We start from the raw sequence: 12,273 nt of genomic DNA, 5'->3' as shown, positions 1-12,273 counted from the left end.
GTACCCGAAAACCAGGACAGGGCCGAGGACATGTGGGCCGTGGTCGTGGAGGGCCTGGAGACGATTGTCCGGAGGTCATCGGTTCTCGACCGTCCGTTGCCCATGAGCGATCCAGCGGTACGGATATCTCCGCTGCTGCCGCGTCCGGCCTCGCCACGGCGCCGCGGAGGAGACGGACCGAGTGCTTCCGCCGCTCCGACCGTTCACGCTCAAGTCCTATGGTTCAGTCGCGCGTGCGCCTCCCGCCCACGCCGCGCCCCGGAGGGACCCAGTTGATGTTGCGTCGCAAGGTACGAAGACGGCTCTCGGCCACCGCCCTTCTGCCCCTGCTCGGGCTGAGTGCGGCCTGCTCGGATGCCGGGCGTCCGGCCGGAACAGCCGAGGCCGCCGAGCGGAAGCCGGTGGCGACGGAGACGATGGGCCATGCCGCGCCTCTTACGGCTGCTGAGCTCAAGGCCGCCCTGCTCACCGAAGCGGAGGCGACGGGCTTCACCATCACGGGAAGCGATTCGCGAGTCGGCGCCGCCGCCGCTGATGCCGGAGCCGCGGAGACGGGCGAGCCTGCGGCCTGCCTGGTTCTGCGAGAGACTCCGCGCCAGAACGCGCCCGAGCGCGGTGAGTCGGCTTCCGCATGGTCGATCATGTACCTGGGTGACGGTGCTCTGTGGCCCAGGCAGACCGTGCTCACCAGCTATCCGGTGGACTTGGCGCGCGCCCGCATGGCGGAACTGCGCCGGACCGTGGAGGACTGCGGCCGCTTCCATGTCCGCAATGCTTATGGAACCGGTTCCGTCACCACCGAGACACTGCCGGTTTCCGCGCTCGGCGAAGAAGCCGTGCGCTACCGCATGCTGGCCCGCACGAAGTCGCGTTCCGGGGACCTGGGATCCAGCAGCTACGCCTTGGTCACCGTCGTCCGGGCAGGAGGTGTCATCGCCTCGGTGCAGACCTCCGACGTCTTTGGGAACCTTCCTGCCGAGCAGGTGAAGGGGTTCGCACCGGAACCGGGGCCGGACGAGCCGATGACCGCTGTTCTCGCAGAGAAGGTGAGCAAGGCCGCCGGCGCCTGAACACCGACCCGCACAGCAGGGGAGCGCAGGGCCGTGAACGCACTGCCCGCCCACTGCACGGCGAGGTTACCGGGGCGGCAGAATCCGGCTCAATTCTCCCGGGTGCGACTCCCTCCATGCTGGTTACAGCACGCCTACGGCGTCGGAGGGCCTGTCAGCTGGGGCGTGGCGCGTCCTGAGTATCCGCATTGTGTTCGCGCACGGCGATCCGGGCGAACTTGGTGAGCATCGCCCCGTTACGGATGCCGACGACGTAGTCCACGGGGAGGCCGTGCATACGCGTGCCGGGGCCCCGGAGGGGGTGCCAGTCCAGCTGGAGGAGGGTGTGCTCAGCCCACGGGATCAGATGCATCGCGATGCGGGCCGCGCCGAAGGGATCTGCCTTCGCTTCCAGTTCCAAGCGGCGCTGTGGCTCGCAGATGCGGACGACGCACGTGTCGTCGATCACCAGTGGGCCTGCGCCGACGCGGACTTGCAGCCGGGCGCCCACGTCCGGCCAGTGGGGGTCAGCGGCGAGGATCTGCCGCGTTCCGCTTACCCACTCTCTGTAACGGTAGCCATCGCAGAGAAGTCGCCAGACCGTGGAGGGCGGAGCCAGAATCAGACGGCGGGCCCGAGCCATGCGGATCACTCCACTTCAGAGAGGAGACGCGCCGTGTGGCCCCGGAGAGGGGTGCACGGCCTCATCCCGGAGCCGCAGACGGCTGGCGCCGCCCATGGCCCGACCGGTGCGCATCCCCTTCACTCTCGGTCCGCGGAGGGGCGCCCGGACACTGACGCGCTGGAGCATGGTGCGGCTGTCACCTCTTCGGCCCATCGGCGATAGGGAAGGGCGTTGACAGTCTCCGGGAACAGCCTGTTCTCGCTCCCGCACCCTCGCCGCGACTCGAAGCAGGTGTTCAGCGAACGCACTGGGACGGACGAGCTGCTGGACCGGCCGGAGGGGGTGGAGTGGCGGGGTAGGGGCGCGCACATCTATGCGGCGGCGTAGGACTCCGTCGGCTTCCTGGGGTTGGCTGGGCCCGTTCTGTGTGACTGCTCAGGCCGGTCTGCGGGCGACAGTCGTCGCACGGCTCGATGTCGGGTTGTGCGAGTTTCACCACGACGATCAGCCGCGTCCGGTCGCAAGCCCTGACGGCTCTTTGGGGGAATGCAGGTTCGTTTCCTCACCGCTCGTATGGGTGACGCACAGGTGCCAGCTCGGCGCACCGGGCAGGAAGGGCCATGGCAACGCCCCCACCAGCAGAAGGACCTACCATGCGTCTTCGCTCCGCCTTCACCGCCGTACTCGGCGCCGCCCTGCTCATCGCCGCCACGCCTGCCTCCGCCTCGGCCGCGAGCGGACAGTTCCGCTACGACTACCTGACCACGGAGGGGTACGAGGCCACAGGGTTCCTCAACAACCCGCCCAGCGACCAGTGCCTCGACCTTCCCGGGGTCGACCAGAACAGCCCCGAGCCCGGCCACTCACCCAAGAACCGCACCGACGCCTGGGCGACCGTCTTCACCGACCTCAACTGCCAGGGCGACTCCTTCACCCTGCGCCCGCAGACCGGAGGAGGCACGGAACGACTCAAGGTACGCTCCGTCATCTTCAACTGACACCCCACCACCCCGGTCAGACCGATTCTCTGCTGGGCGAGCTCGGGACAGGTGCGATCGCCTCGTCCCGGGCGGCGGACAGCAGCTTCCGCAGCGGGTCGAGGAAGTTCTCCGTCGCGCCCGACGTCCACGCCTCGTGAATCACCGGAGCATCGGTGAGCCCGTACTTCGCGCCGGAAGGCGCTGGAGCAGGCGCAGGGTGCTGTTGGTGCCCCACAGGGCGCCGGTTCGCAGCGCGGAAGAGCTCCACGAGGACCGAATCCTCCTCGGCACCCATCGGGATCCGAATTCCCGATCCCAGGAATCGCTGTGCCCCGGGAGGCCAGGACACAGCCCTCCTCATGCCCCGTGGGTCCTACAAGTGGGTTGTGGAGAGCAGGCGTTACTCCCGCCCGCGGGTAGACCGGGATATCCGACAGGGGCCGACGATGGATTGCTGGCGGAGCACGACCGGCCGGTCGCCGGCCCCTGCCGACTGGTTGCCGAGCTCGGACGGGGCGGTATGGGCAGGGTTCTGCTCGGCGTGACACCGGACGGCCGCCTCGTGGCGGGCAAGGTGGTGCGCTCGCAGTCCGTGGAGGACGAGGGCTTCCGATCGCGCTTCCCCCGTGAGGTAGAGGCGTCCCGCCGGGTGTCCGGCGCCTACACGGCGGCCGTGGTGGACGCCGACGCGGGCGCGCCGCTGCCCTGGCTCGCCTCGGTCTTCGTCCCCGGCCCGCCGCTGAGACCGTCGTCGCGGAAACAGGGCCGCTGCCGGCCGGGACAGCAGCACGGCTCGCTGCCGGGCTCCCCACGGCCCTGACCGAGATCCACCGCGCCGGACTGATCCACCGCGACCTCAAGCCCTCGAACGTACTCCTCGCCTCGGACGGGCCCCGGGTCATCGACTTCGGGATCGCGAGGGCGACCGACAGTGAGGGTGGCACGGAGATCACCCACACCGGATGGCTGGTCGGCTCCCCCGCCTACATGTCGCCCGAACAGGCCGAGGGCCGCGAACTCACCCCGGCCAGCGATGTGTTCTCGCGGTCGGCGTCTACGCCGACCACCTCGCCAGCGGCAAGGCGGACGGACTCTGGGACCCCAGGACCCGAAACCTCACCGACAGCGTCAGCACCTCTTGCCCCGCAACAACTAGCACCCCGAGGGGAGCAGAGAAACGCTTCCCTGTGTCTGTTCCACGAGCCGGGGCTGGGTTCGCACTGTTGCGCAAACGCGTTCTACTCGCCGAGTGAGTTCTCGACCTCCGTACGCAGGTCGCGAATCGGGAACGTCACTGGTGAGGGGAGCGCGTCACACTCGTGACCGTGCAGCTCGTCTGGGAGCAATGACCAGGCAATGGCCTCGTCGGGACCGCAGTACGCCGGGTCAAGGTGGAAGGTGGTCCGAGTGCCGGAGACCCTGGGCGTGCCGAAGGCTTCCCAGACGCCGATCGGCGTCGCCTGAGCCAGCTCCTGGCGGTAGCCCCGTCCGTCCAGCCATACCTCGACAACCGTACGGACGCTGAGAGCTGCGGCCGCAGCGGGCGCCCATCTCCTCTGGTCGAGGAGGGAATCGAAGAACCCGGGAAGCGGCCTGCCTTGCTCATCAGCAGCATGGCGTCGATCATCCTCTACAACGAAGCTCAGGTCCGAGCCGATCTCCACACTGATCTGGCCATGTGTACCGTCGCTGTGGTGCAGGGCGTCCCAGACCACCTGCTGAAGAACCTCGGTCGGAAGCTCAGGACTGCCCTTGTCCACCCGGAAGTACATCGCGGGACGCGCCCGGACGTGTTCCACGAAGGTGATCCCCTGGATCCGATCGGCTGTGTCACGCTCCACAGACCCGATCATGTCACCCACCTCTGACACGTCGAACTGCCGAACTGCCTATCCCGAAGCAGATTCTGCGACGCAGGGTCACCAATCACAGCAAGTGGCTCTGTGGAGCAATGACGCTGTGTGCTGTCGAAACCCTGTTTGTCCGACCTGCTCTTCGCGAGAGGATGGAGGGGTGATCCGCTACGACTCCGAGACACAGGCCCTGTACCTCCGCTACTGCTTCCCGGCACGCCGCTACCTGAAGCTTGGCGGAGCAGTACTTCGCATGTCGCGCGAGGAGTACGCGCCGTTCGTTCATGCCCTGTCCGCTGATGCGAAGGCTGTTTCCGACGCCGAGCTCGCCATCCTCTTCGAGGGCAGTTGGCGCGAGCGGCGGACCGCGGCGTGGCTCGCCGCTGTTTCGCGCCGTGACCACTTCCGCGAGCGCCTGGGAGCGCTGCTGCTGGAGAGCGAGGTCTGCTTCGCGGGTGGGGCATACTGCGTGGCTCTGGCGAGTTTCGGCACCACGCGAGACGCCGACCTGCTTGCCGCTTACCTGGATCGCTACCTGCGTCGGCCCGACCTTGCCTACGACCAGCCGACGGCCATGGGCGCCCTGGCGTACACCGACTCCGTCCTGCACGGCGACCTGGCCGGCCCCTTGCTTGAGGAGGGCGGCCTGTGGCGGAGGTGGTTCCAGGACGCGCCTCACATGCAGGGCGATGACGGCATCTCCAACTATCTCGGCGGCATCCGCCGCGCCTGCGCCGTCGTTGACGATTGCGCCAACACCTGACCTGCGTTTGTTTTGTTCGCTTTCGCACGCTCTGGCTCGACGTCCGTGCCCGCGGCTTGAGCATTCTGATCCGGTTGGAATGCCCTTCGACCGCGCCCGAGCTTCAGGACACGACAGTTGGCCTGTAGGGACAGGTCCGCGCTCAGCGACGGGGGAGATCCCGCAGACGTCCCGATGGTCAAGGCGTGGGCGAGGCCTCGGTCAGTGCCATCCAGTCTCGGACCATCTCCAGGTGCGAACCGCCGGCCGTGCTCGCAGCCGCTGCTTCGGCGTCCTCGACGGAGCACGGCTTCCCTGCTCGGGTGGGCAGGGCCAGTGGCCACGCGGGGCCCGCACCGGCTGGCTCTCCATCGAAGGCAGTCCAGTCCCAGGGGCCGTCGAACCGCCATGCCCGGCCCATGATGTCGGCGACTTCGTCGCCCGTCTGGAGAAACGCGTAGGGGCGCATCAGCAATTCGAAGGTGAAGGGGATACCGTCGCCGTGGTGGATGGTGTACCCCGAGCCATCGAGATGGCTCCCGTCTGGGAACTCACGATAGGACAGGCCTCGGCGCAGCACCGTCACGGTCTGGGGGGATGTGGAAGCCAGGCCGTCTCCAGTGGGGGATCGTGGTGGTCGACGGCCGTTACGTGCACCACGGTGGGCGGCACGCCGACCTGGCAGATGTCTCCAGCCTTCAGCTGTTCGGGCGGAGGATCCGTTCGGAACAGTTCGGCCTCCACCTCAGGCGCGACGTGCCCGCTGCCGCTCACGCCAAGGGCGACGATCCCATTCCAGTGCGCGAACTCGCTGTCGCCGTCGATTTCCCACCACGGCCACCGCACCGCCACGTGATCCCACGTGACACGCTGCTCGACCCTGGTAACCGTAAAGGGGCAGGCGACCGACAGCACGTCACCGACCCGGAAGTCCCCCTCATCCATTCAGCCAGGGTAGACGGGGCCTCTCGGCTGTCCACGAGGGCCAGGCCCAGGGGCCTGCTCGGGCCCGCGGGCCCTCGGAACAGGCGAGCCTGGCACCGATAGCACGTGCCCGAGGCCCGCTTGGGCAGCCACGCCTGCCACTGGCCCCTGCGAGGCCGGGAGCCCTTCGGGCAATTTCCGCCCCGGCAAGCGCGACCAGGGGGCTGAGGCCGCAGGCGTCCGCAGGTGCGATTCGTGCTACGGGAACGGCGGGTGACCGTCGCGGCTTCCGCCTCCCGGTATCCGCAGACCTCCGACTTGCCTGCAAGGAAAGTCAAGAGTACTTTCCTTGCAGGAAAGTACTCGGGACGGGAGGGCTATGGCCGTGAGTACGCCGGTGGATGCCGAACAGGCGTGGAAGGATCTCCAGCGCATCCGAGTGCCGCAGGAGCGGGTGTACGACGAGTTCGAGCGCTCGGCGTCCGGTGGGCGCGGTATGACCTATGGCACGGCCGCGCTCATGTGGGTGTTCCTTGCCGGCGTCGGCATGGACCTGCCCCAGTGGGGTGTCGGACTCTTCGTGGCTGCCTACGTCGTCCTGTTGAGCGCGCTGGTCGTGGTGAGCAAACGCGGGATCCGGATGCAGCTGCATCACACTCGCTGCCCCGGGCGCATGTGGGCCGCATTCGGTGCGTCGGCAGTGCTGGTCGGCGGGACGGTCGTGCTGTCGGACCACCTGACCGAGCGGCTGGCGCCGCTGTGCGCCGGCCTCGTCCAGGCCACGGCCGCGGTCGCTGTGTACCTGCTCACCCTCGGTCCCGCCAACCGCTGGGCGGCCGACTCGGTCCGGAGCAGCCGCGAGCGGGTGGCCGACGAGGAGGCGGGCCGATGAGTACCCCTGCCGGCTTCGACGAGCTGATCCACCCCGCCACCCGGCTGTCGGTGGTCGCGCTGCTCGCCGCCACCGAGTGGGCGGACTTCGCGTTCGTCCGTGACAGCCTCTCGCTCAGCGACTCCGCGCTCTCCAAGCAGCTGCACACCCTGGAGGGGGCCGGATATCTGGAGATCCAGAAGGAGGGCGGCGGCCGCAATCGTCGTACGAGGGTACGGCTCACGGGCCACGGCCGCGCTGCCTTCGAGGGACATGTGGCGGCACTCCGGGCCATCGTCGACAGTGCCGGACCCGCGCCCGGGGCAGCTCAGCAGCAGACCCACGCGGAGGCGGGCCGATGACGACGTCCGGGCGCACTGACGTCCAGCCCGTGATCCAGGTGCGCGATCTGACCATGGCGTACGGCGATGTCGACGTCCTGCGCGGCGTGGATCTGGACATCCACCGCGGTGAGGTCTTCGCGTTGCTCGGGCCCAACGGCGCGGGGAAGACCACCACCGTCGAGATTCTGGAAGGCTTCCGGCAGCGTTCCGGCGGGGAGGTGAGCGTTCTCGCCGCGGATCCCGAGCGGGCAGGCGACGCGTGGCGAGCCCGGATCGGCCTGGTCCTGCAGTCCTGGCGCGACCACCGCCGCTGGCGGGTCGCCGAGCTGCTGACCCACTTCGCGACCTACTACCCCGACCCGCGCGACCCGGCCGAACTGCTGGCCCTGGTCGGCCTCACCGATCAGGCCGGCAGGCAGGTGGACCGGCTGTCCGGCGGCCAGCGCCGGCGCCTCGACGTCGCGCTCGGCATCGTCGGCCGCCCCGAACTCCTCTTCCTTGACGAGCCGACCACCGGCTTCGACCCTCAGGCGCGGCACGAGTTCCACGTCCTGGTCGAACAGCTGGCCCGCGACGAGGGCGTCACCGTCCTGCTCACCACTCACGACCTGGCGGAGGCCGAGCGGCTTGCCGATCGGATCGCCATGCTGGTCGGCGGCCGGATCCGGGCCTGTGGCACACCCGCGGACCTGGCCCGGCGAGCCGCCGCCCAGGCCGAGGTCCGCTGGACGGCCGACGACGGGGCGCCCCGCCGCGAACGAACCGAAGACCCCTCCCGGCTGGTCTGGGAACTCCACCAACATGCGAACGGCCCGATCGCCGACCTCGAAGTCCGCCGCCCGACACTGGAGGACACCTACCTGCACATGGTCCACCGAGAGGCCGACGACACGGACAGTGCCGACGGCACGGACAGTGAAACGGACCAGGAGGCACCGGCCGCATGAAGGGGACACACATGACGAACAGCTGGCGTGCCGGGCTCCAGCGCGGCGGAATCGAGCTCCGGCTCCTCCTGCGCAACGGCAAGGAGATGTCCGGTCATCTGACCAACGTGGTTGTCGCGTTGCTCGTCGCCGTCTATCTCAGCGATGACGTGCCCGGGACCCGAACCCCGATGACTCATCTCGTGCTGGCGGGCTTCGCCGCCTACCTGCTGTTCCAGGTCGGGCTGATCAACCTCCCGCAGATCCTCGTGACCGAGCGGGAGGAGGGCACCCTGCTGCGGTTGCGCGCCACCCCCGGGGGGATCCCGGCCTACCTCGTCGCCAAGTGCCTGCTGGTGGTCGTCCTGGCGGTCGGCACCCTGGCGCTGCTCCTGATCGCCGGGGCGCTGCTGGCCGACGGACCGCTGCCGCACGGGCCGGGCGACTGGCTGACGCTGCTGTGGGTCACCACACTCGGGCTGCTCGCCGTCGTCCCGCTGGGCGCGGCCATAGGCGCCGTACTGCCCAACCCCCGCGAGGCCCTGGCATTGATCATGCTGCCGACGATGGGGCTGCTGCTCATCTCGGGAACGGTGTTTCCCATCACCGCGCTGCCCGTGCCGCTCCAGCAGGTGGCCGCAGTGTTTCCGCTCAAGTGGATCGCACAGGGCCTGCGTTCGGCGCTGCTGCCGGACTCGGCACGGACGGCCGAGGTGGCAGGCTCCTGGGAACTGCCCATGGTCGCCCTGGTTCTTACGGCCTGGGCGGTCCTGGGGTTCCTCCTCGCGGTACCGCTGCTGCGGCGCGCTGCCCGCCGCGAGTCCGGCTCGCGGCTGACTGCCCGCCACCGCAAGGCGGCACAGAGCGGCGCGCTGACCGCGTAGGCCAACGGCCGGCCGACGGGCCTGCGCGGCGAGCCTCGCACGGGCACGAACGCCCCGAATGCCAGAGCCGATCTGAAGAACCCCGATATCGTGACCGGCAATCAGGAGGACGAGGATTCGCCATGTGCAACAACTCCGAGACGTGGCTACCTGGCATGGCCGGCATGGCCAGAAAGGCGCACACCGGATGAGTGACGAGCAGAGCCTGATGAGGGAGGAGTCCCTCATCAGGGCGTTCGCCGGTGCCTCGCGTGTCGAGTGCGGTCCTGTGGACGCCGAGGCGGCCCGCTTGGCCTACCGGAAGGCGGGTTTCGACGTCACCGACGAGCTCGTGGAGTTCCTCGGGACGTATGGCGGACGACGGTCTTCTGGCCGTCGCACGTCACCGGGAACGAGGCGTCGCTGACGATCTCCGTGGAGGAGGCCGTGGTGGCGTTTCCGGCGTACGTCCGCTCTTTGGAGAAGCGTCTGGGAATGTCCGCCCTGCCGGTGGATACCGCCCTCTCGACCGAGGAGGTGGTTCTCCTGGCAGGGAACGGTGACATCGTCCTGGGTGGTGACGCAGGACTTCAGCGGGTCGCGCACGGGTTCGAGGAAGCCGTACGGGCCCTGATCTCTGGCGACTGGGACATGACGTTCTTCTAGTCGCCGCAGCTCTGACGTTTGGTACTGATCACAGCCATCTTCCGATCGCGGCGGCAAGGACGGTGGCTTCGAAGCTGATGGCGACCGCACGGTGTCTCTCGAGCCGGTTGATCCCGCACTCGACCGCATGGCGCTCGCGGTGGTCGACCGGGTCGAAGGGCGGCGACCGGCAGCCGCGCCCCGCTGGGCCGCGGCCTGCACGAGATCGTCTCGTCAGAGACCGAAGTGGATCTCGATGGGGTCGGTGACGTCCAGCGCCAGCCCAAGGGCCCGGTCGGGCCCAGTGCCGACCAGGTCCTCGACCTGCCCGGGGCGGCGGGCGGCGATGACGGCAGCGCGGCGACGTCCTGGCCACCAACCACCTGTGCCGGGTCCTGATCGCCGACTTCGACGCCATGCCCTACCGGGAACGCAACCTCACCCGCTGGATCGTCCTGTCGCCCGAGGCCCGCGAGCTGTACGCGGACCGGGAGCGGATCGCGGCGGAGATGACCGCGATCCTGCGCCTGGACGCCGGCCGGTATCCGGCTGATGCCCGCACCGCCGAGCTGGTCGGCGAGCTGACGATGAAGAGCGAATACTTCCGCGTAGACCTCTCGCTCGACCGGGGCAAGCCCGGGCGAGCTCAAGGACGGCATCGGTTCCTCGCGTCGAAGTGCACAGCCGGGGAATGAGGCTTCGAATCCCGCGTGCCGAGCAAGAGTGAGGGCAGTCACGTTGCGTCGCAACTAATGGAAAATAAAAGGCGGTTGATATCCAACGGAGGATCATGGGGACTTGAAGGCGGCCACCGCGCCCCGGGGGCCGGTCCGTGCCGAGCGCATTGCCATGGCAATGCCGAACGATGAGGGAAGTCCAAGTGAAGCTTCGAAGAACCATCGCCGTCCTGTTCGGTGCGGCACTGTCGGTTGTCGCGCTCGTGTCGCCGGTCGGCGCGCAGCAGGCGCCTGCCGCAGTCTCGACCACCTACCAGATCAACGCCCGGCACGACGGCAGCCTCGTCGACCCCGCTGTGGGCGCGCCCCCGCTCAATGAGAAGTGGTCCCGCGACTTGGGTGGGAAAGTCTCCTACCCCGTCGTGGCCGGCGGGCGTGTCTTCGCCACCGCCGCCTCGCCGAACGGGTACGGCACCACCCTTTACGCCATTGACGCGGCCACGGGCGAGAACGCCTGGGAGCCCGTCGATCTCGGTGGCACCTACTGGTGGTCCGCGCTCGCCTATGGGGGAGGCCGACTCTACGCCCAGAACTACGACGGAGTGCTGACGGCGTTCAACCCCGCCACCGGGAAGGAGATCTGGACCGTCAAGCTGCCCGACCAGTACTCCTTCACCTCGCCGCCCACCTTCGCCGGCGGAGTGGTGTACACGGGCGGCGCCGGTTCGGGCGGCACGTTATACGCGGTGGATGCCGCCACGGGTGCGGTGATCTGGACCCAGCCTGTCGCGAACGGGGACAACAGCTCACCCGCTGTCACGGCCAACGGCGTCTACGTCTCGTACGCCTGTGAGCAGACATACGCCTTCGACCCCAAGACGGGCGCCCCGATCTGGCACCACCAGACGGACTGCTCCGGCGGCGGCGGGCGCACCCCTGTTCTCGCCGACGGTGGTGTCTGGGTCCGCGACGGCGCCGGGATGACTCCGTCGGTCCTCAACACCGCCGACGGGACAGTCCGCGGCACCTACGAGGCTACCGGCTGGTCACCCGCGCCGGCCTTCGACGGGCGCCAGGGCTACTTCGTCGATGACGGCGTCCTCCAGGAGCGGCACAGCCGCACCCTGGCCACTCGCTGGAAGTTCGAGGGCGACGGCCAGATCAGCACCGCGCCGATCGTCGTCAACGGCTACGTTTACGTCGGCTCCCGAAGCGGTCAGCTGTGGGCGCTCAACGGTGCCACGGGACAGTCCGTCTGGTCTGCCGACGTCGGCGCGCCGATCGACGAGCCCGACGAGCACAACGTGTCCCAGCCGCTGACCGGTCTCGGCGCGGGCGGCGGGCTCGTGGTGGTGCCGGCCACCGATCTGCTCGTCGCGTACGGGCAGTGAGCAGTGGGGGGTGGCCGCCGGTTCCGGCCGCCACCCCCCGGCCCGGCCGCCGGCTGGACGCTGACTGGGCCGCTGCTACCGGCCGGCGTGGGAAATTACAGGTGGGGGGTCGTGGGACGGGCCGGCCGGAGTCCGAATCCCCATCGCAGAGTTGAGTTGCGATGGAGGAAAGATGGCTCTCGGGCCATTTGCCCCTGGCCGAAGGGGAGCTGTCGCCGGACGACCGGCACTCCGGTCTCTCAGGCGCTGCGGCGACTCGGCGCCGCCAAGGGCAATCACGTCGAGGGTTCGCCGCAGTCGGACTCGGCCGCGACGCGACACGGACGACTGGCTCTCGCCCACGAACCGGACAAGGAAGGACCGACGAGCACACCACGTGACTT

17 protein-coding genes and 1 pseudogene are annotated in these 12,273 nt (G+C 68.9%); 13 read left to right on the top strand and 5 right to left on the bottom strand.

Features of this window, described 5'->3' with window-relative positions; all coding sequences use genetic code 11:
• Positions 1-275 precede the first annotated feature (275 nt).
• Positions 276-1,070 carry a hypothetical protein gene (locus ACWCQM_RS34510; protein ID WP_450919015.1) on the top strand — a complete coding sequence of 265 codons (795 nt, stop codon included), beginning with the start codon at positions 276-278 and terminating at the stop codon, positions 1,068-1,070.
• A gap of 154 nt (positions 1,071-1,224) precedes the next feature.
• Here the strand turns inward: ACWCQM_RS34510 and ACWCQM_RS34505 are convergent, their stop codons facing one another.
• On the bottom strand, positions 1,225-1,518 hold the full coding sequence (locus ACWCQM_RS34505; protein WP_450919014.1) for a hypothetical protein: 294 nt from the start codon (positions 1,516-1,518) through the stop codon (positions 1,225-1,227).
• An 809-nt stretch (positions 1,519-2,327) separates the two neighbouring features.
• Between ACWCQM_RS34505 and ACWCQM_RS34500 the strand changes: the two genes are divergently transcribed.
• A complete protein-coding gene (locus tag ACWCQM_RS34500; protein WP_450919013.1) occupies positions 2,328-2,672 on the top strand; it encodes a hypothetical protein in 345 nt (114 codons plus the stop codon).
• A gap of 16 nt (positions 2,673-2,688) precedes the next feature.
• Here ACWCQM_RS34500 and ACWCQM_RS34495 read toward each other — a convergent pair whose 3' ends face one another.
• Positions 2,689-2,817 (bottom strand): hypothetical protein, encoded by a 129-nt coding sequence (locus ACWCQM_RS34495; protein WP_450919012.1) that lies wholly within the window; start codon positions 2,815-2,817, stop codon positions 2,689-2,691.
• A 357-nt stretch (positions 2,818-3,174) separates the two neighbouring features.
• On the opposite strand from ACWCQM_RS34495, the gene ACWCQM_RS34490 reads away from it, so the two are divergent.
• On the top strand, positions 3,175-3,474 hold the full coding sequence (locus ACWCQM_RS34490; RefSeq protein ID WP_450919011.1) for a hypothetical protein: 300 nt from the start codon (positions 3,175-3,177) through the stop codon (positions 3,472-3,474).
• On the top strand, positions 3,360-3,977 hold the full coding sequence (locus ACWCQM_RS34485; RefSeq protein ID WP_450919064.1) for a protein kinase domain-containing protein: 618 nt from the start codon (positions 3,360-3,362) through the stop codon (positions 3,975-3,977). Before ACWCQM_RS34490 ends, ACWCQM_RS34485 begins: the two co-directional genes overlap by 115 nt.
• Here ACWCQM_RS34485 and ACWCQM_RS34480 read toward each other — a convergent pair.
• Entirely contained in the window at positions 3,893-4,507 is a 615-nt protein-coding gene (locus tag ACWCQM_RS34480; RefSeq protein WP_450919063.1) for a hypothetical protein, read from the bottom strand. The genes ACWCQM_RS34485 and ACWCQM_RS34480 overlap by 85 nt on opposite strands.
• 160 nt (positions 4,508-4,667) lie before the next feature.
• On the opposite strand from ACWCQM_RS34480, the gene ACWCQM_RS34475 reads away from it, so the two are divergent.
• Positions 4,668-5,270 (top strand): DUF6000 family protein, encoded by a 603-nt coding sequence (locus ACWCQM_RS34475; protein WP_450919010.1) that lies wholly within the window; start codon positions 4,668-4,670, stop codon positions 5,268-5,270.
• Between the two features lie 178 nt (positions 5,271-5,448).
• Here the strand turns inward: ACWCQM_RS34475 and ACWCQM_RS34470 are convergent, their stop codons facing one another.
• The gene (locus tag ACWCQM_RS34470; protein WP_450919009.1) at positions 5,449-5,835 is read right to left on the bottom strand and encodes a hypothetical protein; all 387 of its coding nucleotides are present in this window, start codon (positions 5,833-5,835) and stop codon (positions 5,449-5,451) included.
• On the bottom strand, positions 5,832-6,194 hold the full coding sequence (locus tag ACWCQM_RS34465) for a hypothetical protein (protein ID WP_450919008.1): 363 nt from the start codon (positions 6,192-6,194) through the stop codon (positions 5,832-5,834). Before ACWCQM_RS34465 ends, ACWCQM_RS34470 begins: the two co-directional genes overlap by 4 nt.
• Before the next feature lie 358 nt (positions 6,195-6,552).
• On the opposite strand from ACWCQM_RS34465, the gene ACWCQM_RS34460 reads away from it, so the two are divergent.
• The 8 genes and pseudogenes from ACWCQM_RS34460 (at position 6,553) to ACWCQM_RS34425 (ending at position 11,890) form a co-directional block, all read left to right on the top strand.
• Complete coding sequence (locus tag ACWCQM_RS34460; protein WP_450919007.1) at positions 6,553-7,065, top strand: hypothetical protein; 513 nt, start codon at positions 6,553-6,555, stop codon at positions 7,063-7,065.
• On the top strand, positions 7,062-7,406 hold the full coding sequence (locus tag ACWCQM_RS34455; protein WP_450919006.1) for a transcriptional regulator: 345 nt from the start codon (positions 7,062-7,064) through the stop codon (positions 7,404-7,406). The genes ACWCQM_RS34460 and ACWCQM_RS34455 overlap by 4 nt, the downstream gene beginning before the upstream one ends.
• Positions 7,403-8,335 (top strand): ABC transporter ATP-binding protein, encoded by a 933-nt coding sequence (locus ACWCQM_RS34450; RefSeq protein ID WP_450919005.1) that lies wholly within the window; start codon positions 7,403-7,405, stop codon positions 8,333-8,335. Before ACWCQM_RS34455 ends, ACWCQM_RS34450 begins: the two co-directional genes overlap by 4 nt.
• A gap of 11 nt (positions 8,336-8,346) precedes the next feature.
• Complete coding sequence (locus ACWCQM_RS34445; protein WP_450919004.1) at positions 8,347-9,198, top strand: ABC transporter permease; 852 nt, start codon at positions 8,347-8,349, stop codon at positions 9,196-9,198.
• A 187-nt stretch (positions 9,199-9,385) separates the two neighbouring features.
• Positions 9,386-9,604: a hypothetical protein gene (locus ACWCQM_RS34440; protein WP_450919003.1), complete on the top strand. Its 219-nt coding sequence runs from the start codon at positions 9,386-9,388 to the stop codon at positions 9,602-9,604.
• Positions 9,605-9,627: 23 nt separating this feature from the next.
• On the top strand, positions 9,628-9,843 hold the full coding sequence (locus tag ACWCQM_RS34435) for a hypothetical protein (RefSeq protein ID WP_450919002.1): 216 nt from the start codon (positions 9,628-9,630) through the stop codon (positions 9,841-9,843).
• Positions 9,844-10,187: 344 nt separating this feature from the next.
• Positions 10,188-10,517: pseudogene (locus ACWCQM_RS34430) on the top strand (MmyB family transcriptional regulator); the annotation flags it as partial.
• A 185-nt stretch (positions 10,518-10,702) separates the two neighbouring features.
• Positions 10,703-11,890, top strand: coding sequence for an outer membrane protein assembly factor BamB family protein (locus ACWCQM_RS34425; protein ID WP_450919001.1), 1,188 nt, complete (start codon positions 10,703-10,705; stop codon positions 11,888-11,890).
• Positions 11,891-12,273 lie beyond the last annotated feature (383 nt).

Source organism: Streptomyces sp. NPDC002125 (genome assembly GCF_053593715.1).
The sequence above is the reverse complement of the archived record's forward strand: the minus strand, read 5'-3'. Positions and strand labels throughout refer to the sequence as shown.

Bases quoted from the DNA above. Each gene is read 5' to 3' on its own strand.
- ACWCQM_RS34510 (WP_450919015.1), top strand. From the start codon at position 276: ATGTTGCGTCGCAAGGTACGAAGACGGCTCTCGGCCACCGCCCTTCTG.
- ACWCQM_RS34500 (WP_450919013.1), top strand. From the start codon at position 2,328: ATGCGTCTTCGCTCCGCCTTCACCGCCGTACTCGGCGCCGCCCTGCTC.
- ACWCQM_RS34490 (WP_450919011.1), top strand. From the start codon at position 3,175: ATGGGCAGGGTTCTGCTCGGCGTGACACCGGACGGCCGCCTCGTGGCG.
- ACWCQM_RS34480 (WP_450919063.1), bottom strand. From the start codon at position 4,507: ATGATCGGGTCTGTGGAGCGTGACACAGCCGATCGGATCCAGGGGATC.
- ACWCQM_RS34465 (WP_450919008.1), bottom strand. From the start codon at position 6,194: ATGGATGAGGGGGACTTCCGGGTCGGTGACGTGCTGTCGGTCGCCTGC.
- ACWCQM_RS34460 (WP_450919007.1), top strand. From the start codon at position 6,553: ATGGCCGTGAGTACGCCGGTGGATGCCGAACAGGCGTGGAAGGATCTC.
- ACWCQM_RS34455 (WP_450919006.1), top strand. From the start codon at position 7,062: ATGAGTACCCCTGCCGGCTTCGACGAGCTGATCCACCCCGCCACCCGG.
- ACWCQM_RS34450 (WP_450919005.1), top strand. From the start codon at position 7,403: ATGACGACGTCCGGGCGCACTGACGTCCAGCCCGTGATCCAGGTGCGC.
- ACWCQM_RS34445 (WP_450919004.1), top strand. From the start codon at position 8,347: ATGACGAACAGCTGGCGTGCCGGGCTCCAGCGCGGCGGAATCGAGCTC.
- ACWCQM_RS34440 (WP_450919003.1), top strand. From the start codon at position 9,386: ATGAGTGACGAGCAGAGCCTGATGAGGGAGGAGTCCCTCATCAGGGCG.